This window comes from Bradyrhizobium sp. HKCCYLRH2047 (genome assembly GCF_051168175.1).
GTDB lineage: Bacteria > Pseudomonadota > Alphaproteobacteria > Rhizobiales > Xanthobacteraceae > Bradyrhizobium.
In genome coordinates, this window is record NZ_JBNPUM010000004.1 from 170902 (window position 1) to 195161 (window position 24260).

The 24260-nt window shown below is 65.3% G+C and carries 7 protein-coding genes and 1 tRNA gene; 7 read left to right on the plus strand and 1 reads right to left on the minus strand.

What is annotated here, in order from left to right:
* Positions 1–50: 50 nt before the first annotated feature.
* The gene (gene rlmB / locus ACQR1D_RS11195; RefSeq protein WP_316177041.1) at positions 51–881 is read right to left on the minus strand and encodes a 23S rRNA (guanosine(2251)-2'-O)-methyltransferase RlmB; all 831 of its coding nucleotides are present in this window, start codon (positions 879–881) and stop codon (positions 51–53) included.
* Between the two features lie 217 nt (positions 882–1098).
* Between rlmB and ACQR1D_RS11200 the strand changes: the two genes are divergently transcribed.
* The 7 genes from ACQR1D_RS11200 to ACQR1D_RS11230 all read left to right on the plus strand — a co-directional run bounded on the left by ACQR1D_RS11200 (position 1099) and on the right by ACQR1D_RS11230 (position 24248).
* Positions 1099–1184: transfer RNA gene (locus ACQR1D_RS11200), tRNA-Tyr, on the plus strand.
* A gap of 572 nt (positions 1185–1756) precedes the next feature.
* Complete coding sequence (locus ACQR1D_RS11205) at positions 1757–3286, plus strand: TolC family outer membrane protein (RefSeq protein WP_315801022.1); 1530 nt, start codon at positions 1757–1759, stop codon at positions 3284–3286.
* Between the two features lie 252 nt (positions 3287–3538).
* The gene (locus ACQR1D_RS11210) at positions 3539–5722 is read left to right on the plus strand and encodes a type I secretion system permease/ATPase (protein WP_434890719.1); all 2184 of its coding nucleotides are present in this window, start codon (positions 3539–3541) and stop codon (positions 5720–5722) included.
* Between the two features lies 1 nt (position 5723).
* Positions 5724–7058 carry an HlyD family type I secretion periplasmic adaptor subunit gene (locus ACQR1D_RS11215; protein ID WP_434890695.1) on the plus strand — a complete coding sequence of 445 codons (1335 nt, stop codon included), beginning with the start codon at positions 5724–5726 and terminating at the stop codon, positions 7056–7058.
* 601 nt (positions 7059–7659) lie between these two features.
* On the plus strand, positions 7660–8340 hold the full coding sequence (locus ACQR1D_RS11220) for a transglutaminase-like cysteine peptidase (RefSeq protein WP_315801019.1): 681 nt from the start codon (positions 7660–7662) through the stop codon (positions 8338–8340).
* A gap of 113 nt (positions 8341–8453) precedes the next feature.
* A complete protein-coding gene (locus tag ACQR1D_RS11225; RefSeq protein WP_316177050.1) occupies positions 8454–8771 on the plus strand; it encodes a hypothetical protein in 318 nt (105 codons plus the stop codon).
* A 411-nt stretch (positions 8772–9182) separates the two neighbouring features.
* A complete protein-coding gene (locus ACQR1D_RS11230) occupies positions 9183–24248 on the plus strand; it encodes a beta strand repeat-containing protein (protein WP_434894019.1) in 15066 nt (5021 codons plus the stop codon).
* Positions 24249–24260 lie beyond the last annotated feature (12 nt).

Sequence of the window (24260 nt, forward strand, 5' to 3'; positions counted from 1 at the left end):
GGACATTCGTTCAGGCCAACGCCCGTGCGCCTCGGCGCGCGGGCGTTTGATCATTTCGGCATCAATCCGATCCGGGTCGCGCCGATATAGAGCGCGAGCACGGCGGCATTGGAGACGTTGAGGCTCTTGATGGCGCCGGGCATGTCGAGCCGTGCCACGACGCTGCAGGTCTCGCGCGTCAATTGCCGCAGGCCTTTGCCCTCCGCGCCCAGCACCAACGCGAGCGGCTCGCGCAAGGCGACCGCCGCGATGTCCTGCTCGCCCGCGCTGTCCAGCCCCACCGTCTGGAAGCCGCGCTCGTTCAGGCGCGTCAGGGCGCGAGCGAGGTTCTGCACCGTGATGATCGGCACCAGTTCGAGCGCACCGGAGGCTGATTTGGCCAGCACGCCGGTGGCCTCCGGGCTGTGGCGGGCGGTGGTCACGATCGCCTTCACGTCGAATGCTGCCGCCGAGCGCAGGATGGCGCCGACATTGTGCGGGTCGGTGATCTGGTCGAGCACCAGGATCAGCCCCTCGGCCGCGAGCGTGTCGATGTCCGGCGAGGGCAGGGGATCTGCCTCCGCCAACAGGCCCTGGTGCACGGCGTCCGGACCGAGCCGCTGGTCGATCTGGCTGGGGCGCACGATCTCCGGCGTCACCCTTGTTTCGATCCGCTCGTCGGCGAGCCGCCGCGCAGCGTTCTCGGTCAGGTAAAGTTTGCGAATCCTCCGCTTCGGATTGGCCAGCGCCAGGGTCACGGTGTGCCAGCCATAGAGAATGACGGGGCCATCCGAGCCGTGGTCGCGTTCACGCCACGGCTGCGGCCGCTCGAATCCGCGCGGTTTGCCGGAGAATTTGCCGCCCGGACGGCGAAAAGGGGGCTTTCGGTCGCGTTCGCTCATGGCCCGAGCTTCTGTCACGGCCTGCGGATTCTGGCAATTTGGCACCGCTCAGGCGGGAAAATTCGTCGTCCCTTGGTTGACTTCGAGGGGCGGGTTCGATCATAAGGGCCCCGGCCGCGCGCGCCCGCTCATCCGGGCCCCGCGGTCTTACCGTCTCCATGGCGCTGATGGTCCCCGACGCTGCTGTTCCGCGGCCGGCCCGAATTGCCATCGATACGGGGGAGTGTCCCGAGTGGCAAAGGGAGCTGACTGTAAATCAGCCGCCTCATGGCTTCGCAGGTTCGAGTCCTGCCTCCCCCACCATCTACTGCCTTTCAGCTCGACGAGATTTTTCGAGGGCAATGGACCCCCTTAGCCATTGTTTCGCTGCAGACCGTGCGTCGAAATATATGCCTCGCATCTCGGGCCCGGCGGTCGGTCGCGATATTCATTGGATCCTTCGTTGTTCCTTGATGCCGGGGCGGCGATTGCTCACGGCCGTCGTGGCGGGCCGGCGTGGCAATGGCGTGCGACTGGTCGCCTGTTGCCGTTCCGCTGTGTCGCTTGAGGGCCTCTCACTTAATGCCGCGGAAGCGGTCCATATTGAAGACAAACACGAAAAACTCGACATTCTCCGAGGCGAGATTTTTCTTTGTGAAATAAATAGCTGACTTTAAATCACCGCCTCGGCTTTACTTCATTCCCACTGCTTTGATTTTGCTTCAGATTCTGAAATCTCCGCTCCGGAGAATATGGCGGAGCGTAGCTATTCTGCCACAACCGGTCGATTTTTCGCCGCAACTGTGGCGAGTCACATTGCGAGCCGATCTCGGGTTTGTTATCGGTTCCCTATGTTGAAGATCGTATATACACCCATTTTCATATGTGTTGTGGGAATGAGCTTCAGCCCGGCATTGGGCGCTGAGCCGTTCACCATCCAGGATGCCATCAACCAGGCGGTGAAGACCAATCCCGGTGTCGGGGAGGCCGCCGCCAACCGGCGGGCCACCGAAGCCGAGCTTCGCCAGTCCCAGGGTACGCTGCTGCCGCAGGTCCGGCTCGACGCGAGCGCCGGGCCGGAGATGCTCAAGCAATATGTCTCGCCGGCTCCGAGCAATAATGGCCGCTACCTGCGCGGCCGCGAGGCCGGCGTGGTGGTCCGTCAATTGCTGTTCGATGGCTTTTCCTCGATCAATGAAGTGTGGCGCCAGGCGGCGCGGGTCGATGCCGCCGCGTATCGCGTGCTGGAGCGAACAGAGCTGATTGGTCTCGATGCCGCCGAAGCCTATGTCGACGTGGTGCGCTACTCCAGGCTGGTCGCGCTGGCTGATAAGAACCTCAAGGTTCATCTCGAGCTGCGCAAGAACGTGCTGGCCCGTTTCCAGGGCGGCCGGGCCGGCGAGGGCGACACGCAGCAGGCCGAGGAGCGGGTCGCGGCAGCGCAGGCCGTGCTCGAAGAGTTCCGGCTCAGCCTGGAAGTGGCGCGGGCGAAGTACCGCAAGGTCGTCGGCGTGGAGCCTTATAACCTGCGCTTCCCGGGCCGGCTGTCCGACATGCCGCGGGACAAGGCGGAATCGCTCGACATCGCCTACAAGTTCAATCCGACCCTGCGCGCTGCCGCGGCGGATGTGACGGCTGCCAAGCGCGGCTTCGATGCCACGACCGGCACCTTCCTGCCGACGCTTTCGTTGGAAGGCCGCGCGACGACAGGCAAGGAATCGATCACCTACAACAATCGTTACGACGAGGTCAGCGGCAAGGTCGTTGCGTCCTGGGATATCTTCAACGGCGGTCAGAACAGCTGGCGCCGCGAGGAGGCCGCGCAGCGGATGATCCAGGAGCAGCAGAAGCATGCTCGGCTGCAGCGCGATGCGCTGGAGTCGATCGACAAGGCCTGGGCGGCCCGGATCATCACCGCTGATCGCGTCTCAGCTCTTGTCCGCGATGTCGAAGCGGCCCGCCGCACCTTCGTCGCCTACAACAAGGAGTATGAGCTCGGCCAGCGCACGTTGATCGATCTCCTGAACTCCCAGAACCAGTATTTCAACGCCAACGTGTCGCTGGTGTCGGCGCGCGGTGTGGTGGTGTTTGCGGACTACCAGCTGCTTGCCGCGATGGGCCAGATGCTGAACTACCTGAAGACCGGTCACCCCCCGGAGACCGAGCCGGTGGACACGCCGAGCGGCTTCATCGGCTACAGCCTGGCGCCCATTCGACTGCGCGCGCCGGCGCCGGGACCGCAGCCGCTGAGCTCTGCCGGCCCGGTGCCGCTGTTCGGACTGAATGATGGGACGCCGAAGCATCCCGCGCCGATTACCTTTGGCGATCGGTGGGCCTCGAGCGATCCCGAGGATGCGACGCTGTTTGTTACCTCCGGAAAGTACGGCGGATTTGCTCAGAGCCCCAACGGGCCCGCGTCGAAATAGCTGCAACTAACAAAAGCCGGCGCATCTCGCGCCGGCTTTTCACCATATGCATTTACTTTGCGCTGAGATTGTCGAGAAACACCCGTAAAAGTCTCGAAAAAGTCGGGTGCAGGCCAAAGAACTGGGCTAGAGCAAATTATTAGCAAGAAGCGATGGGTGCAGGCCCGCGTGGGTCGTTGGGCCAGATGGATTTCCGAGGCGTTGTTGAATATTCGTCCGACAAGGTTCGAGCTCGAAGAGACGGCGCATGTGATGCCGCAGATGAGCACAGCCGTACCGGCAGCTGATCCTCTCAGCGACAGTCTGCTTTACCTCGCAGCTCATCACGGCCGCGCCTTGAGCCGCAGCGCGCTGCTGTCCGGACTGCCGCTCGAAAGCGGCGTGCTCAGCATCGCGCTGTACGAGCGCGCCGCGCAGCGGGCCGGGCTCGAGGCGCAACTGGTCGAACGGCCGCTGAGCGAGATCCCCGCGCTGGTGCTGCCCTGCGTGCTGATGTTTCACGACGGCACCACGCGCATCCTGCTGACGATCGACGAGGCCGCCGGCCGTCTCACCATCGTCGATCCCTCGCGCCGCGAACAGCCGGCGATCGAGCGCTTCGAGGCGGTCGCGGCGCGATATGTCGGCTTCGCCTATCTGGTGCGGCCCGCCGCAGTCGTCGATCCGCGCGTGGCGGCGGCCGGCGAGGTGTCGAAGACGCACTGGTTCTGGTCGGTGGTCAGCCGCTTCGGCGCCAACTACGGCCATGTCGCGATCGCCGCATTCATCGTCAACATCCTGGCGCTGGCGGCGCCGCTGTTCACGATGAGCGTGTACGACCGGGTGATTCCGAATGGCGCGATCCCCTCGCTGGTCGCGCTCGGCGTCGGCCTCATGCTGGCCATCGGATTCGACTTCCTGCTCAAGGTGGTGCGCAGCCGCATCATCGACATGACCGGAAAGAAGATCGACGTGGTGCTCGCCGCCAACATCTTCGAGCACGTGATGTCGCTGAAGATGGACAAGCGGCCGCCATCGGTCGGCATCCTCGCCAACCAGCTCCGCGACTTCGATTCGGTGCGCGAGTTCTTCACGTCCGGTACCGTGGTCTCGGCGACCGACATGCTGTTCGCGGTCGTTTTCATCATCGTGCTGTTCATCATCGCGGGTCCCATCGCCTGGATTCCGCTGCTGATGCTGCCGGTGATGATTGCCGTCGGGCTGCTGATCCAGCGGCCGCTCGAACGCGCGATGCGGCAGATGCAGGCGCAATCCGCCGCGCGTCACGGCATCCTGGTGGAATCGCTGAACGGGATGGAGACAGTCCGCGCGGTCGCCGGCGAGAGCCGCGTGCAGACGGTGTGGGAGCGCTCGGTGGCGGCGCAGGCGCGCTCCAGCGAGGACGTCCAGTTCTGGGCGTCGATGGCGATGACCACGGCGAGCGTCGCGAGCCAGTTCTGCAGCCTGCTGCTGGTCGTCGTCGGCGTGTTCCTGATCCTCGACGGCAAGCTCTCGGTCGGCGCGCTGGTGGCGGCCAACATGCTGTCGGGGCGCGTGCTCGGTCCGATCGCAGGCATCGCCGGCCTGATGACGCGCTTCACCCAGACGACGTCGGCGCTGCGCTCGATCGACCGGCTGATGTCGCTGGACCGTGAGCGTCCGCCGGAAAAGATCTACGTCGCGCGCGAGATCAACCAGGGCCGCATCCAGTTCAAGAATGTCAGCTTCTCCTATCCGGGAAGCCAGACCAAGGCGCTCGACAACGTCTCCTTCGACATCAAGCCGGGCGAGAAGATCGGCATCATCGGCCGCGTCGGCTCCGGCAAGACCACGGTCGGCCGTCTCGCGACCGCGTTCTATCCGCCGACCGAAGGCAGCATCCTGATCGACGGCATCGACATCCAGCAATACGATCCGGCCGATCTGCGCGCCGGCATCGGCTTCGTGCTGCAGGACACCGACCTGTTCTACGGCAAGCTGCGCGACAACATCACGCTCGGCCGCCCCGCAGCGACCGATGAGGAGGTGCTGGAGGCGGCGCGGCTCGCCGGCGTCGAGACCTTCATCGCGGGCCATCCGCAGGGCTATGAGATGATGATCGCCGAAGGCGGCCGCAGCCTGTCGGGCGGGCAGAAGCAGGCGATCGGGCTGGCGCGCGTGCTGATCCGTAAGCCGCGCGTGCTGTTCCTCGACGAGCCGACCGCGCATTTCGACGTTCGCAGCGAGGGCGAATTCCTCGAGCGCCTGAAGTTGCTGGCCAAGGGCGAGATGTCCATCATCGTCTCGACCCACCGGCCGTCGTTGTTGTCCCTCGTCGACCGCATCCTGGTGTTCGACTCCGGAAAGATCGTCGCCGACGGGCCGACCGCGCAGATCCTCACCATGCTGCGTCCGCAGCCGCCCGCGGCGGCGCCGGCCGCGAGCCACACCGCGAAGCCGGTCCAGGGGACGAGGTGACATGGCGCACAGCGATTTCGCGTTCTCCAACGACATCCGCGCTGCCGCCGAGCTGCGCACGCCGAAGACGGCGCGGATGCTGCTGCTCGCTTCGCTCGGCCTGTTCTTCACCTTCCTGATCTGGGCGCATTTCGCCGTGCTCGACGAGGTCAAGCGCGGCAACGGCAAGGTCGTGCCGTCGCGCCAGACCCAGGTGGTGCAATCGCTGGAAGGCGGCATCATTGCCGATCTCCTGGTGCAGGAAGGCGCGATCGTCGACAAGGATCAGCCGCTGGCGCGGATCGAGGACACCAATTTCGCTTCGCAGTTCGGCGAGATCCGCGAGCGCCGCGGCGCGATGGCGGCCCGGGTGATCCGGCTGGAGGCGGAAACCGAGGGCCGTAGCCCGGTCGCGTTTCCCGATGATCTCGTCGCCGACGCCCCGCGCGCAGTCCAGAGCGAGCGCGCCGTGTTCGATGCGCATGCGCGCAAGCTCGCGCAGGACGTCGACGTGGTGCAGCAGCAGGAGCAGCAGAAGAGCAAGGAGATCGACGAGCTCAGGGCGACCGAGAAGCGCTTCTCGGAGACGCTGGCGCTGCTCAATCGCGAGCTGGGTCTGACCCGCAAGCTCTATGACCAGAAGGTGGTGCCCGAGATCGAGATGTTGCGTGCCGACCGCCAGGCCACCGACATGCGCGGGCAGCTCGCGGTGGTGCAGGCGAGCATCGTGAAGACCGAGGCCGCGGTGCAGGAGGCGCGCTCGCGCCGGCTCAACATCGTCACCGCCTTTCGCGCCCAGGCCGAAGACGATCTCGCGAAATCCCGCGGCGATCTCGCCGTGCTCGACGAGAACATCAAGTCGGCGCAGGACCGGGTACGGCGCACCGAATTGCGCTCGCCGGTGCGCGGCATCGTCAACAAGCTCAACGTCACCACCATCGGCGCCGTGGTCGCGCCGGGCGCCAGCCTGATGGAGATCACGCCGCTCGACGACACGCTGCTGGTCGAGGGCCGCATCCGTCCGCAGGACATCGCCTTCATCCGCCCGAACCACGAGGCGGTGGTCAAGCTCAGCGCCTATGATTCATCCGTGTACGGCTCGTTGCACGGGCGCGTCGAGCGCATCAGCGCCGACACGATCACCGACGAGAAGGGCGACAAGAACGAGCGCGGCGAGACCTTCTATCGCGTGATGGTGCGCACCGAGAAGAACCATCTCGGCACCGCCCAGCAGCCGCTTCCGATCCTCCCGGGCATGGTCGCGACCGTCGAGATCCTGACGGGCAAGAAATCGGTGCTGGACTATCTGGTCAAGCCCGCCCGCATGCTGCGCGACGAGGCGCTGCGCGAGCGCTGAGCAAGGAGCAGGGTGCCCGCGCTGGGTACGGGCTCCGCGAAGGCATGCGTGCCACCGGCGCCGCTGCGCTCATCCGGGCCCGCCCCGAGCGGCGGGCAGCGTTACCAGAATCTGAATCGTTCAAATGCGACACGGTTCGGTTGGCCTTGATTAGTCGCGTTCGCAGCTTGGCGGCGAACATCATTGCGGTTTAACCGGCCCGAAGCAGCGCCGGCCCTATCCCTGATCCGATAACGACCGGGACAGGGATCGACGCGATGACGTCGGCCGATGCCCCGGAGCATACGGGGCGTCACTGATGTTGCGGATCGATCGGCCGCGGGTTCTCCCGCGTGCGCTGGGGCTTGTGCTTGCCTTGTCGGTGGGGGCCGGTTGCGCCGGCGCCGCATTTGCCGAGACTTCAAACCGCAGGTCTGCGCAGGGCACTGCGGATAGCGCGCTGCCGGTGCCGCCGCCCGTCCGTTTCTTCACAATCAATGCCGTGCTCGCCAAGCATGACGGCCTGCGTCGCTCCGCCTCTGGACCCGTGGAAGTCGCATCGACCGATGCATCCGGGCGCGCCGGAGTCGTCAGCGACGCCCCGCAGGCACCAGCGGTCGCGATGCCAAGCGACGAGCCGTTCGGCCTGATGACGTTCCGTGCCCCCGAGGGCGTGCTGTGGGTGAAATGGCGCGGCATCCAGGGCGCGATGGCAAGCGAGCGGATCTCGGTCGAACGTTGCAACGGCGACGACGCACGCTGCTCGGCGTCGGAGCGGATATTCGTCGCGCTGACGCGGTCGGCGGCTGCGGCTGGCGACGGCCGCGCGCGCGCGGAAATGATCAATCGCGGCGTCAACCAGGCGGTGCGCTACGTCAGCGACGACCAGCAACACGGCGTGCCGGACGTCTGGAGTTCGCCATTGCAGACCTTGCGCAGCGGCCTCGGCGACTGCGAGGATTACGCGATCGCCAAATACGCGCTGCTGCTGGCGGCGGGAACGCCCGAATCGGATCTCAAGCTGCTGCTGGTCCGCGACCTCGCCGTGCGGCAGGATCACGCCGTCGTCGCCGTGCGGCTCGACGGCAAATGGTCCGTGCTCGACAACCGGCGGGCCGCGCTGATGGAAGGCCGCGATCTGCAGTCGTTCATGCCGCTGTTCGCCATCGATCACCGCGGCGTCAGCCTGTTCGCGGCGCCCTATGCCGAGCGTCCGCACCACGAGAGCGAGAGCGACGTCACGCCGGCGGCGGAAGCCGATATCGGCGGCGGCCGGGATCCGGGTCGGCCGCTGCTGCTCTGAATGTCGCAGGCGGACGACTTGTAGCCGAGATCATTTACGGTCTTAATGCGCGCAGGGAAGCTTGCGAGCAGGGGGCCGGGGTGAATATCAAACAAGTGATGATTTGCGGGGCATTGGCTCTGGCGGCGATCGGTGGATTCATCGGCCGCGCGCAGGCTCACGCGGTGATGCTGCCGGGCGCGGCGTTTTCGATCGCCTGCGAGAATGGCGGCAGCTACATGCTGCGCTCACGCCCCGTGCTTGCGCCGGGCGAGATCGTCACCGCACAGCTCTACCTCCATCCCCATCGCGCGATTCCAGTTCGTCTCGTCCCGATGGGCGACGGCTATCGCTATGCGGGCCGCGGGGTGTGGCTCGATGGCATCGGTGACCAGGCTTTGTTGTATTTCCGCAAATACGAACCGGTGGCCTGCGTCGTCAGTCGCATCTGAGGCAATCTGCCGCGACTTCAATCCTCTTCAAGAATAATTCCTGCCTTTCGCAAATAATTCGCGAGAGGCCGGTTCCATTTCGGCCGTTTGATGGCGGCAAGCTCTTATTCCCAACAGCGTGCGTGTTGTTCCCCGAGTATTGCGCGATTGAATAACTGCGAATTGGCAGTAATTCTGCAGGCCTCGCCTCCATTTATTCTTGTCGTTCAGGCAGCTCCGCCCCTTAGGCGGAAGCATAGGCACAGCCTTGTTTACCTTCGCAAATGCCGCTGCACTTGACTGCATTTACCCAAAGTCCCTAAAGTCTGATTAACAAGAACCGGTAATATTGACCCGTATTCTCGTTTAATAATAGTTTAACGATAGAAATGGGGCGCCACCAAAGCGCCCCATATTTGGAGGTTTTGGCGCATGAATGCTCCTGTCCTGCTGGCCCAGTTGACCGGCACGTCCACGCAGCCATCCAGCGCCTCGGCCAAGCACCTCAAGATCGGGAAGCCACAGGGCAACCAAGCCGTCACGGTCCATCTCGACGGCCCGAACCAGATCGATTTCAGCGACATTGCCAGCGAGCGGCTGACCTTCGTCAAGATCGGCAACCGCCTGATCATCCTGTTCGATAATCAGTCGACGGTCTCGATCGACCCGGTTTTCGACACCAACGGCGCCCCGCTGAAGGACGTCAGCTTCGAAGTCGGCCCCGATCGAATCATCAATGGCGATCAGTTTGCCGAACTGTTTCCGATCACCACCGACCAGTCGGTGCTGCCGGCCGCGGGGACGCCCGGAGCGCCGGGCGTGCCTGCCGGCGCGAACTTCGGAACGTTCAAGGTCGACCCGCTGACTGTCGGCACGCCGCTGGGGCTGCTGGGAGCCGAAGACATCGGCGCTCAATTCGGCGACAGGCCGGTCACGCCGAATCCGACGCCGATCGCCGGCGTTGCCGACAGCGTCGTGCTCAACGAGGACGGATTGTCCGAAGGCCGGCCCGGCGGCAGCGGCGATATCGGCGGCGTGGCGACGAGCTTCACCGGTTCGCTCAACGTCGACTTCGGCACCGACGTGATCGGCCGCGCCTTTGCGTTCGCGGCGTCGCAGCCCGGTCTCGCCGGACTGACCTCCGGCGGCCAGGAGGTGCATTTTGCGATCACCACCGTCAACGGCCAGCCTGAGCTGATCGGCTATATCGGCAGCGATCCATCGATTACCGCCAATCACGTCTTCACCGTCACGCTCGACGCCAACTCGACGATTGCTGGCACCTATACGGTCACGCTGCTGCTGCCGCTCGATCATCCGGTCTTCGGCACCGAAGACACGCTGAACCTCACCTTCAACGTCATCGCCATCGACGGCAGCGGCGACAACGCGCCGGTGACGATCGTGATCGGCATCAACGACGATTCGCCGGTCGCCGGCACCGTCGAGGCGATCAATGTCGCCGAGCACACCGGCGGCGGCAGTGAGGGCGGCGGGGAGAGCGAGCTCGGCGCCAAAATCGTGGGCGACGCCAAGCCCTCGGGCGGCGACGGCTTCGAGCCGACCACCGCGAGCGTGGACCTCCACATCGGCTGGGGCGCCGACAACGGCAACAGCAAGGTCGATGGCGGCTCCAACGGCACCGTGGTCGACGGCGACCGCTCGCTGGTGTTTGACGCGTCCGAGATCGCGACCCTGCAGGCACTGGGCCTGACCTCGAACGGCGAGGCCATCTCCTACACGCTGTCGGCCAACGGCACCGAGATCATCGCGACGGCAGGTGAGGGCGAGGGCGCGCGCACCATCTTCAGCGTGTCGCTGTCCGACACCGGCTCCGGCAGCGCCACCTTCACGCTGTCCGACAACATCGACCACAACGGCGCCAACGACGCGTCGCTGCCGCTGACCTTCAAGGTGGTCGCGACCGACGCCGACGGCGACCCCGTCAACAGCGCCTTCACCGTCAACGTCGCCGATGACGGCCCGAGCTTCGGCGAGAAGCCGAGCTATTCGGTGGTCGACGAAGACGGCCTCGGCAATGCCGGCAACAGCTACGCCGACAGCCACGATGCCTATGGCGAGGACCTGACGGTCACCGATACGCTCGGAATCCGCTGGGGCTCCGACGACGCCAACAACAATGTCGACGGCGGCATCAGCGGAACGCCGGTCAACGGCGACCGCGCCGTCACCTTCGCCGCGAACGTGGTGGCCTCGCTCGAGGCGCAGGATCTCACCTCCGACGGCTTTGCCCTGCGCTATGACGTGTCGGCGAACGGCACCGTGCTGACCGCCTATCGCTACGATGCCGCGCACGAGACCTATGTCGACGCCAACGGCAAGCCGCTGGAAGGCGAGGGTCTGTCGGGCGCCGTGGTGTTCACGGTGTCGCTGTCAGACCAGGGCCACGGCTCCTACACCTTCGCGCTGTCGGGCAACCTGGATCACCCGGTGCACGGCACCGAGGACGACATCACCCTCAACATCGGATTCGTCGCGACCGATTCCGATGGCGATGCGATCACCGACACCTTCACGGTGAAGGTCAATGACGACGCGCCGACCTTCGGCGAGAAGCCGAGCTATTCGGTGGTCGACGAGGACGGCCTCGGCAACGCCGGCAACAGCTACAAGGACGACGGCGACGCCTATGGCGAAGACCTGAAGGTCACCGATACGCTCGGCATCCGTTGGGGCGCCGACAGCGCCAACAGCCATGTCGATGGCGGCATCGATGGCACGCCGGTCAACGGCGACCGCGCCGTGACCTTCGCGGCCGACGTGGTCGCGACGCTCGACGCCCAGAATCTCACATCGAACGGCTTCGGTCTCACCTATGTCGTGTCCGAGAACGGCACGCTGCTGACGGCCTATCGCTACGACGCCGAGCACGAGACCTATGTCGGCGCGGATGGCAAGCCGACGGATTCGGCCCATGCAACGGTGTTCACCGTGTCGCTGTCCGATCAGGACCACGGCTCCTACACCTTCGAGCTGAAAGGCAATCTCGATCACCCGGTGCACGGCACCGAGGACGACATCACACTCAATATCGGCTTCGTCGCCACCGACTCGGACGGTGACGCGGTCACCGACAGCTTCACCCTGAAGGTCAACGACGACGCGCCGGTGTTCGGCGATGCGCCGAGTGCCGGCGTCGTCGACGAGGACGGCCTCGGCAATGCCGGCGACAGCTATGCGCACGGCAGCGACGTCGTGGGCGCCGATCTGACGGTGACCAGGTCGCTCGCGATCCTGTGGGGCGCCGATAGCGCCAACAGCCATGTCGACGGCGGCATCGATGGCGCCCCGGTCAAGGGTGATCGCGCCGTGACTTTCGCTGCCGACGCCGTGTCCTCGCTCGAGGAGCTGGGGCTGACGTCGAACGGAACGGCGCTGAGCTATCAGGTTTCCGAGAACGGCACGCTGCTGACCGCCTATCGCTACGACGCCGCCCACGAGACCTATGTCGACGCGAACGGCAAGCCGACGGAGGACCTCGCCAGCGCCACGGTGTTCACCGTCTCGCTGTCGGATCAGGACAACGGCTCCTACACCTTCAACCTCACCGGCAATCTCGATCACGCGGTCCACGGCAGCGAGGATAATCAGGGGCTGAATTTCAGCTTCGTCGCCACCGATTCCGACGGCGATGCGATCCACAGCAGCTTCAATGTCGAGGTCAATGACGACGCCCCGGTGTTCGGCGAGCGCGTCAGCTACTCGGTGGTCGACGAGGACGGTCTTGGCAATCCCGGCAACTCCTATGCGGACGGCAAGGACGCTGCGGGCGCCAATCTGACGGTGACCGATTTCCTCGGCATCCGCTGGGGCGCCGACAGCGCCAACAGCCATGTCGACGGCGGCATCAACGGGGTGCCGGTGAACGGCGACCGCGCCGTGACCTTCGCCTCCGACGTGATCTCGACGCTCACCGCACAGCATCTGACGTCGAACGGCGTGGCGCTGAGCTACACCGTGTCAGCCGATGGCACGCTGCTGACGGCCTACCGCTACGATGAAGCCCATCACACCTATGTCGACGGCCAGGGCCATGCGACCGGCGATCCGGCCAAGGCCGCGGTGTTCACGGTGTCGCTGTCCGACCAGGGGCAGGGGTCCTACAGCTTCACGCTGATCGACAACATCGATCATCCGGGCCACAATACCGAGGACGACGTCACGCTCACCCTCGGCTTCGTCGCCACGGATTCGGATGGCGATGCGGTCTCCGACACCTTCAAGATCAAGATCAACGACGACGCGCCGGTGCTGAACCGGGAGATTGCGACTGGCGTGGTCGATGAGGACGGGCTTGCCACCGGGCTCGCGGGCGGGCCTGGCGACGTTCCCGGCCAGAACACCGTCGCAACGGGTGCTCTCGGCATCTCCTGGGGCGCCGACAGCGCCAACAATCTCGGCAATGTCGGGATCACCGGTGCGTCACCGGTGAACGGCGACCGCGCCGTCACCTTCGCCTCCGACGCCACCTCCTCGCTCGCCGCGCAGCACCTGACGTCGAACGGCGTCGCGTTGTCCTACGCCGTCAGCGAAGGCGGCACGCTGATCACGGCCTACCGCTTCGACGGACAGCATTACATCGACGGCAACGGCAACTGGACCAGCAACAAGGCCAATGCTGCCGTGTTCACGGTGAAGCTGTCCGATCTCGATTCGGGCTCCTACACCTTCACGCTGCTCGACAATCTCGACCACCCGGTGCCCAACACCGAGGACAGCATTGCGCTGACTCTGAAATACGTCGCCACCGATTCCGACGGCGATCAGATCGGCGGCACGTTCAAGGTCAGCGTCAACGACGACAGCCCGGAGGCGCATACCGGGACGGCCAAGAGCATCAACGAAGCCGATCTCAACGCCGGCGGCGGCGATTGCGGCCCCGATTTCGGCGGTCATGATGGCGGCAGCCATGATCCCCAGGTGACCGGCGCGCTCAACATCAAATGGGGTGCCGACAACAACGACAACGGCGCAGCCGATCGCTCGGTCCGCTTCACCAACACGTCCAACGCCGCCGCCGACGTCCATGTGACCAACGGCAGCGATGTCGGTCTCAGCGGCCTGACGTCGGACGGTCAGCAGGTGAAATACGCCTTCGATCATGGCGTGCTGGTCGGTTACACCGGCAACAGCCTCAATTCCGGTCAGCGCGTGTTCGAGGTCTCGCTCGATGACGACGGCACCGGCACCTACACATTCAAGCTGCTCGGCAATCTCGATCATCCGGCGGGGCAGGGCAGCAACGTCGTCAAGCTGACCTTCGACTACACGGCGACCGATTCCGACGGCGATGCGAGCAGCAGCACCTTTACGGTCACCGTCGTCGACGACGTCCCGACGATCGGGCACGCCGAGAGCGAGACGGTCAGCGAATCCAACCTGCCGACCGATCTCTACGACGTCTTGTTCCCGGATTCGCCGTACTCGACGGTGCAAACCGGGCATCTCGCGATTTCCTGGGGCGCCGACGACAATGATTCCGGCGCGACCAACAACCGCTCGGTGGCGTTCTTCAACACGACCGCGCCGGACGGGCTGACGTCGAACGGCTATGCGATCAGCTATGTGGTCTCGTCCGACGGCACCACGTTGAGCGCGGTGACCACCGACCACCGCACCGTCTTCACCGTCACGCTGAGCGACGACGGCGACGGCAGCTACAAGTTCACGCTGCTCGACAACCTCGACCATGGCAAGTCGGGTGCCGACAGCCTGGCGCTGAGCTTCGGCTTCAAGGCCACCGATTCCGACGGCGACAGCGCCACCAGCAGCTTCACGGTTGCGGTGACCGACGACGTGCCGACCGTCGGCTGCGCCGAGGACGAGACCGTCAGCGAGGCCAACCTGCCGACCGACGGTTACGACACCAGCCACCCGGATGCGTCGAACTCGACGGTCCAGACCGGCAGCCTCGCCATTTCCTGGGGCGCCGACGACAACAATACGGGTGTCGGGCACAACCGCGCGGTGGCCTTTATCACCGTCGCCGGCGCCACGGGCCTGACCTCCGACGGCTCGGCGATCAGCTACACGATCTCTGGCGACGGCACCTTGCTGACGGCGGTCACCGCGGATCACCGCACCGTCTTCACCATCCAGCTGTCCGACACTGGCGACGGCAGCTACAAGTTCACGCTGTACGACAACATCGACCACCCGGCGTCCGGCCAGAACGGCACCAGCCTGCCGCTGACCTTCGGCTTCAAGGCCACGGATTCCGACGGCGACAGCGTCAGCAGCAGCTTCAAGGTCAACGTGCTCGACACCGCGCCGGTGGCGGCGGCCGGTGATGCCAGGACCGTCGACGAGGACGATCTGCCGAGCGGCACCGATTCTTCCAAGGAGTCGACCTCGGTCAGCGGCGACCTCAACATCAACTGGGGCTCCGACGACAGCAACAAGACCGCGGGCGGCGGGCTCGGCGACCGCTCGGTCACCTTCCGCTACACCAGCGCCGGCGCGAATGTCGACGCCGAGGACAGCGCGGGCCACAATCTGACGCTGACGTCGGACGGCCAGACGGTGAAGTACAGCTTCGAGAACGGCGTGCTGGTCGGCTACACCGGCAGCGATCTCGCTCACGGCACCCGCGTGTTCGAAGTGTCGCTGAGCGACCAGAACGACGGCTCCTACAGCTTCAAGCTGCTCGGCACCCTGGATCACCCCGCCGGCAGCGGCGAGAACATCGTCAAGCTGTCCTTCAGCTTCACGGCGACCGACGGCGACGGCGACACGTCCAGCAACAGCTTCACGGTCTCGGTCAAGGACGACGTGCCGGTGCTCGGTTCGGCGGCCGCCGCGACGCTGACCGAGAACACCACGGGATCAGCCGGGTCCGAGGTGTTCCAGACCCAGACCGCGGCCAATGTCGCGCTCAACATCAATTGGGGCGCCGACGACAACAATTCGGGCGCGGCCAATCGCAGCGTGGCGTTCGACAGCGCGATCCATACCGGCGATGTGGTCAAGACCACCGGCGCGGGCAGCCCGACCCTGACCTCGAACGGCACGGCGGTGCAGTTCATCCGCGTGTCGGACACCGAGATCTGGGGCGTCGCCAACGACAATGGCGGCCAGCTCACGACGAACGACCGCAAGGTGTTCCACATCACGCTGTCCGACGATGGCTCGGGCAGCTATACCTTCGAGCTCCCGGACAATGTCGATCACGTCGGCTCGGGCCAGACCAACGCGCTGTCGCTGAAGCTCGGCTTCACCGCGACCGACGCCGACGGCGACACCGCCTCGGGCGGCAACTTCACTGTCACCATCAATGACGACAACGGCCGGCCTGCGATCGGCACGGCTGACGCCGGGACCGTCGACGAGGATGGTCTTTCCGGCGGCAACACCGGAGCGGCGACTGGCGACGTCGCCGGCGCCAATGTCACGGCCAACGGCTCGCTGGCGATCTCCTGGGGCGCCGACGACAACAACAGCGGCAGCGTGAACCGCGCGGTCGCGTTCAGCGGCATCACCAACGGCCAGAACGCCACCTCGGACGCCGGTCTGCTGACGGTCGAGGGCGTCCAGGTCAAGCTCTGGGTCGTCGGCAATACGGTCTATGGCTACACCGGCAGCAATCCGACCAACGGCAATCCGCCATCGGCGGCCAACCAGGTGTTCAAGGTCTCGCTCGATGATTCCGGCGCGGGCAGCTACAGCTTCACGCTGCTGAAGCATGTCGATCATCCGGCCGGCCAGAACGAGAACGACGTCAAGCTGAGCTTCGGCTTCACCGCCACCGATGCGGATGGCGACAGCGCCAGCTCCTCGTTCGCGGTGACGATCGACGACGACACGCCTGTCGCGACCGCGGCGGTGCTGAGAGCCACTGTCTACGAGAGCGAGCTGCCGAACGGCACGGTGGTGACCGCCACCGGCAACCATGGCGGCGACCTCAACGGGGACGGCAACGGCAACGACTCCTACTTCACAGGCAATCTGAGCTCGCTGGTGTCGTTCGGCGCCGACAAGCCCGGCACCTATACGGTCGAGAAGACCAACCTCGCGCCCGAGCTGTTGTCGCTGACGTCGGGCGGCGTGGCGCTGACCTACAGCATCGGGGCCGACAACACGCTGATCGCCAAGGCAGGCGGCGTCACGATCTTCGAGTTCCAGGTCGACGCCAACACCGGGCAGTATTCGTTCCGTCTGAAGGGCGCGCTGGACCACGTCGGCACCGGCCATGACAACGCGCTCACGCTCGATCTGTCGACCGCGGTGACCGCCACCGATTCGGACGGCGATTCCGTCGCGCTGCACGACCAGATCATCATCACCGTCAACGACGATGCCCCGCAGTCGCAGGATGTCGACATTGTCGCGGTCTCGGAGGCGGCCGGCAATGTCTCGACCGGCGCGGTCGATCTGCGCATCACCTACGGAGCCGACGGCGACAGCTCCGGTCCGTCGGTGACCTTCTTCGGCTCGTCGCCGGTCCGCGTCTACGATGCGGCCAATCACCAGCTCTCCGGGCTGACCTCGCTCGGCTTCGGCCTGACCTATGTGATGTCGGCGGATCATACGACGCTGACCGCCTATCGCATGAGCGGTGGCAGCTATATCGGGCAGAACGGCCAGGTGACGGGCAATGCCGCCGATGCGGCGGTGTTCACGGTGACGCTGTCGGAGGCCGGCACCGGCTCCTACAACTTCATTCTGCTGCAGCCGCTCGATCACCCCGCGCCGATCGGGACCCCGAGCGCGGCCGATCAGTATCTCGACCTCAACTTCGCGTTCGCGGTCGAGGATCGCGACCACGACGTCTTCACCAACAATTTCACAGTCCGGGTCGATGCCGCGGGCACCGTGACGACAACGCGCTATGACGCGCCGAATTCGCCGGTATTCGTCAATCTCGGCGACAGCTCGGCGACGGTTCTCGGCGAGACGGTCGGCGCCCACAGCGTGACCGACCGTGCCGCGGTGACCGACAAGGTGGTCGGCACCGACAAGCTCGGCGGCGTGAACGAAGCCCACGGCTCGAATGGCGACGACATCCTGGTCGGCGGCAACGGCGCGGGCGGCGACGTCCTGTATGGCGGCGCCGGCAACGACATCATCGTCGGCGGAGGAGGTGGCGACCGGCTGTTCGGCGGTGCCGGCAACGACACCTTCCTGTACACCGTTGGCGACGGCAGCGACGTCATCGATGGCGGCTCGGAGACCGGGGCGACTTCTCCGAACTACGATGTGCTCGCAATCACCGGCGATGGCAATGCGCGCAATTTCACCATCGGCAAGACCTCGACCGGCACCGAGATCAATCCGACGCTGAACGATCCCTCGGCCAGCAACGCCACCGACATTCTGGTGCGCTACGATGGTCCGAACGGCGCGACCATCCGCGCCGACGAGATCGAGCGCATCACCATCACCGGCGGCACGGCCAGCGACACGGTGACGATCACCGACATCAGCGGCACCGCGATCGCGCCGTCGACCATCGTGTTCGACGGCGGCTCCGGCAACGACACGCTGGATCTCGTCCGGTTTGCCGGCAACACCAGCGTCGTGTCCGACGGCGGCGCCGACAGCGACACCGTCAAGTTCGGCTTCAAGTTTGCCGACGCGACCTATACCAAGGTGTTTGCGACGGACGGCGTGACGCTGATCGGCGTGCAGGTCACCCACAACGGTCTGACCGATACGTTCACGAACTATGAAAGCTTCGCGTTCACCGACGGCACGCGCACGCTGACCGGCGTGTTCAACACGCCGCCTGTGGCTCACGACGACACGGTCCAGGCGAGCGAGGACGCTCCGCTCACCATCAATTCCCTGCTGAGCCTGCTCAACAACGACACCGACGTTGACCACAACACCTTGACCGTCACGGGCGTCGGCAATGCGACGCACGGCATCGTTTCGCTCACCAACGGCAACCCGGTGTTCACGGCGGACAAGAACTTCTCCGGTATCGCCGGCTTCGACTACACGGTCAGCGACGGCGATGGCGGCACCGCGACCGCGCATGTCACGGTCGACGTCGCGCCGAAGGCCGACTCTCTGACGTTGAGCTTCATGGACCTCGGCCCGGCCTCAGGCGCCGAGGATCAGACGATCAACCTGAAGCTCATCAGTGCCGCCGTTACCGACACCGACGGCTCCGAAAGCCTGCGGCTGCTGATTTCGGGCTATCCGGCCGGGGCGACCTTCTCGGTCGGCCATGCCGGAACCGGCGCCGATGCCGGCAAATGGGTGATCGACGACGCCGCAGCGATCGCCGCGTTCGACAGCCATCCGCTGCAGGTCACGCCGCCCGCGAACTACAACGGCACGTTCTCATTGTCGGTCGTCGCCGAGGTCACCGATCACGCCACGTTGTCGGACGGCAACGTCCATACCGACGTCGTCAACACCGCGCTGCAGACGATCGACGTCACGGTGACCCCGGTCAACGACGCGCCGCAGATCCACGCGCCGGCGCAGGTGACGACGAACGAGGATACGCCAATCGCCTTTACCGGCGCGAACGCGTTCACCTTCTCCGATGCGGATGGCGATGTCGTCGAGTTCGTGCGGTTCGATATCTCCGGCGGCACGCTCTCGGTGCCGTCGCTCGGCGTCTTCGACGCCAGCCAGACGCTCACGATGAGCGGGTTCAAGATCAGCGACCTGAACACCTACCTGGCGTCGGCCGTGTTCACGCCCTCAGCCGACAACGACACGACGGGATCGGTCACGATCACCATCAACGACAACGGCAATATCGGCAGCGGCGGCAATCTGAGCGCGACGCAGACGATCACCATCAACATCAACCCGATCGAGGATGCGCCCACGGCCGTGGACGACACGGCCAGCGTGAACGAGGACACGACGCTGACCGTGTCCGATCCCGCACAGGGCGTTCTGCACAACGATCGCGACCCGGACACCGGCGACACGCTGAGCGTGGTGGCGGGCGACTTCGCGACGGCCAAGGGCGGCACCATCCACTTCAATGCCGACGGCACCTATGTCTACAAGCCGAAGGCCGACTTCTACGGCGCGGACACCGTGGACTACACGGTGCGTGACGCGGCCGGACAGACGGACACCGGCACGCTGACGATCAACGTGGCGCCGGTGAACGATGCACCCGAGGTCCACGCTCCGACGCACGTGACCGCCAATGAAGGTGCCGCGTTCGCTTTCACCGGCGCCAACGCGATCACCTTCTCCGACGCGGACGGCGATGTCGTCGAGTCCGTGAGGTTCGATATCTCCGGCGGGACGTTCTCGATCCCATCTCTCGGCGTCTTCGACGCCAGCCAGACGCTCACGATGAGCGGGTTCAAGATCAGCGATCTGAACACCTATCTGGCCTCCGCCGTCTTCACGCCGAACAGCGACCATCCGGGATCGGTCACGATCACCATCAACGACAACGGCAATGTCGGCGGCGGCGATCTGAGTGCCACGCAGACGGTCAGCGTCGATGTCATCCCCGCCAATCACCCGCCGGTGGCGAACTCCGACACCAACGCGGTGCTTGAGGATGGCACGCTCAACATCGCGGCTGCGAATGGCGTCGTCCGCGGTACGACCGGCGGCTCGGTCGCCGACAGCGACGTCGATAGCGGGACGTCCTCGCTGGTCGTCTCCGGTGTCGTTGCCGGCACCGGCAGCGTGACCCAGGGCACGGGCATCGGTACCTCGATCGAGGGCGCCTACGGCCATCTGACGCTGAATTCGGACGGCTCCTACACCTACGTGGCCGACAAGGCCGACGCGCTGGCCGCAGGCGTCAACGCCGTCGACACCTTCACCTATACCGACAAGGATCCGTCGGGCGCGGTGTCGAACACCGCGACCCTGAAGATCACGGTCACCGGCGTCAACGACGCGGCCGTGATCAGCGGCGACGCCACCGGCACGATCGCCGAGGAGGGCGGCATCGCCAACAGCCAGAGCAGCCCGCTCTACGGTATCGCCCGCGGCGACCTCAACGCGACCGACGTCGACGGCCACAACGATGTGTGGCAGGCGGCCTCTTCGAACACGGCCAATGGCTATGGCTGGTACGACATCGGCAGCGACGGCAAGTGGACCTACGGGATCTACAACAACGATCCGCGGATCCAGGCGCTGAAGGAAGGCGAGACCACGCTGACCGACAGCTTCACGGTCCATACCGAGGACGGCACCGCCAAGACGGTGACGATCCAGATCCTCGGCAACAATGACGCGCCGACCCTGCAGAACGCGCTGGCAGACCGCAGCTCGGCGGAAGATCAGCCGTTCAGCTTCGCCATCCCGTCCAACACCTTCGCCGACGTGGACGGCCGTTTCGACGGCAGCAACGGTCCGCTGACGCTGGAGGCTGTTCTCAGCGACGGCAGCCAGCTGCCGGCTTGGCTGCATTTCGACGCGGCGACGGGCACCTTCAGCGGCACCCCACCGGCGAATTTCGCGGGCGCGGTCAATGTCACGGTGTACGCCTCGGACGGCGAATATTCCGTTTCGGACGCCTTTACGCTGACGATCTCGCCGGTCAATGACGGTGCTGCGACGGTGACGGTGTCGGGCGCTGCGACGCAGGGCCAGACGCTGACCGCCAATCTCGGCAGCGATCCGGATGGTACGGCGTCGAACGTCGTCTATCACTGGCTGCGGGACGGCTCCGTCATCAACGGCGCGACGGGCTCGACCTACACGCTGGGCTCCGGCGACGTCGGTCACAAGATATCGGCCAACGTCACCTACACCGACGGCCAGGGCTTCGCCGAGAACGTGACCAGCGGCCAGACCGGCTCGGTGACGGCGCCGAACCACGCGCCGACCTTCGGGGTGGGCACGACCACGGCAAGCGTCACCGAGGACGCCTCCTACGCGGCGCCGGCCGGCAACCTGATCCAGAACGGCTCGTTCGGCTACTACAACGGCAATTTCTACACGCTGGATGCCTGGACGGTCGGGGGCGCTCATGCCGTCACCGTCGTGGGCGGCCGCACGGATGGCGGCTCGGCAGATTTCTACGGCGCATCGAGCTCGATGAGCCAGACCATCAGCACCGTCGTCGGCGTGACCTATACCGTCGACTTCTACGTGATGACCTACGGTACGGCCGTGACATCGGGCGTGGACGGAACGACTGTCCTGACGACGAGCAACTGGAACCTCGGCTGGACCGAGCAGACCTACCAGTTCACCGCGACCTCGACGTCGACGATCCTCAAGTTCGCGGGCGCCGGCGGCGCCGTCATCGACGACATCTCGGTGCAACCCAGCACGGCCCTGACACCGGGAGTTGAGAAGGCGTCCGGGGCGATCGCCTTCGCCGACGTGGACGGCGACGCCCAGACGGTGACCTACACGACACCGGCGGGCAGCAACTACTACGGTTCGTTCAACGCGACGGTCGACAATGCCGGCCACAAGGTGAACTGGACGTTTACCGTCAACGACGCCGACATCCAGTCGCTGCGCGCCAGCGACCATATCGATCAGACCTACACGGTGAAGATCGACGACGGCCACGGCGGAACGACGACGCAGACCGTCACCGTCACGGTGAACGGCGTCAACGATGCGGCGTCGATCGCGGGCACGGCGAGCGGGACGGTCAAGGAGGACGGCACGCTCACGGCCGGCGGGACCCTGACCGTTACCGACGTCGACAGCGGCGAAGCCCAGTTCCAGACGCCGGCGTCGCTGGCGGGGACGTATGGCACCTTCACCTTCAACGCGGCGACCGGGGCGTGGGGCTATACGCTGAACAATTCGGCCGCCAATGTGCAGGCGCTCAACGACGGCGACGTCAAGCACGACACGCTGACCGTGAAGTCGGTCGACGGTACCGCGAGCCAGGTCATCGACGTCACCATCAGCGGCACCAACGAGCCGGCGCCGCTGGCCGTCGTGGACACCACGAGTGCGGACGGACGCTATGCGCTGTCGCAGAACGGCGACTCGCCGAATGTGATCAGCCTGAATGCGGCGACGCTGTTCTCCGGCGGAATGGGAGCGGTTACCTACACCTACAGCCTGGTCTACAGCTCGACAGGTGATGACAGCTGGATTCACCGCACGGGCAATCAGTTCACCGGAGATCCGAACAACAACGACGCCGGCCTGTACGTCTACAAGGTGACGGCCACCGATTCGGTGTCCTCGGTGTCGACCTATCTCGCCTTCAATGCGCTCGACAATGGTGCGTTCAATCTCACCATCAACTCGCTGTCGAGCAATGCGAACGTCGTCGGCTCGGCACCGTGGCTGTCCGGCTACAGCGCCAATGACGGCGATGCGATCACCGCGACCGTGAACAACACGATCGAGGCCAATGCCAACAACGGCTATGACGTGATGATCGGGTCGAGCGGCACCAACAACTTCAACGGCGGCGCCGACGATGACGGCATCTACGGCCTCGGCGGCAACGACACGCTGCTCGGCGGCGCCGGCAACGACTACATCAATGGCGGCGCCGGCAACGACTCCATCCGCGGCGGCAGCGGCAACGACGTCACCATCGGCGGCTCCGGCAACGACACCTTCTACTGGGGCGTCAACGATGGCGTTGACACCGTCGACGGCGGCAGCGGCACCGATACATTCGTCATCGAGGGGACGTCGTCCCAGGACCTGATCTATGTCACGGTTGCCGGCGGCATGATCACCGACGTCAACGGGACCAAGCTCAGCAATATCGAGGCGGTGACCGCCGATCTCGGCGGCCACAGCGGCGACACGCTGACCTACATCACCAGCGAGGACGTGACGGTCAATCTCGGAGCCGGCACCGCCACCGGCTTCAGCTCGATCGCCAATATCGAGCGCGTGACCGGTGGCTCGGGCGACGACATCCTGATCGGCAGCAGTGTTGCGAACACGATCAATGGTGGCGACGGCGACGACATCATCCGCGGCGGTGGCGGCAACGACACCATCGACGGCGGGGCAGGGATCGACCTGCTCGACTTCTCCGATGCGACCGCCGGCATCACCTTCACGCTGACCCAGAGCAGCAACAGCACCACCGGCCCGACCTTGTCCGGGATCGGCCAGGACAACTACAAAAACATGGAAGGTGTCATCGGATCGGCCTTCAACGATGTCATCAACGGCTCGTCGAGCAACGACGTCCTGATCGGCGGCGCCGGCTCCGACCAGCTCACCGGCAACGGCGGCTCGGATACGTTCAAGTGGAACGCGGGCGACCTCGCCGGCGGCGGGCTCGACACCATCCTGGACTTCCAGACCGGGACGTCCGGCGACGTCATCGACCTCTCGGGCCTGCTGTCGGGCGTGTCCGGCAACCACGCCGACGCGGTGCGCTTCGTCGATAGCGGCGGGCACTCCAGCCTCGCCTCGGCCAATGGCAGCGGCGTGCTGAACAACGGCGACCTGACCCTGCAGGTCAATACCGGCTCCGGCTGGACCAATGTGGCGACCATCAAGGACACCGGCACCAACCTCACGGGCGGCGACGACGTCATCAAGATGATCCTCGACAACAGCCACGCCCAGACGCAGGTCCACGTCTGATCCCGGCCGGCG

Excerpts from the sequence above, each read along its gene's own strand:
- rlmB (WP_316177041.1), bottom strand. The coding sequence starts at position 881 with ATGAGCGAACGCGACCGAAAGCCCCCTTTTCGCCGTCCGGGCGGCAAA.
- ACQR1D_RS11205 (WP_315801022.1), top strand. The coding sequence starts at position 1,757 with ATGAGCTTCAGCCCGGCATTGGGCGCTGAGCCGTTCACCATCCAGGAT.
- ACQR1D_RS11210 (WP_434890719.1), top strand. The coding sequence starts at position 3,539 with ATGCCGCAGATGAGCACAGCCGTACCGGCAGCTGATCCTCTCAGCGAC.
- ACQR1D_RS11215 (WP_434890695.1), top strand. The coding sequence starts at position 5,724 with ATGGCGCACAGCGATTTCGCGTTCTCCAACGACATCCGCGCTGCCGCC.
- ACQR1D_RS11220 (WP_315801019.1), top strand. The coding sequence starts at position 7,660 with ATGCCAAGCGACGAGCCGTTCGGCCTGATGACGTTCCGTGCCCCCGAG.
- ACQR1D_RS11230 (WP_434894019.1), top strand. The coding sequence starts at position 9,183 with ATGAATGCTCCTGTCCTGCTGGCCCAGTTGACCGGCACGTCCACGCAG.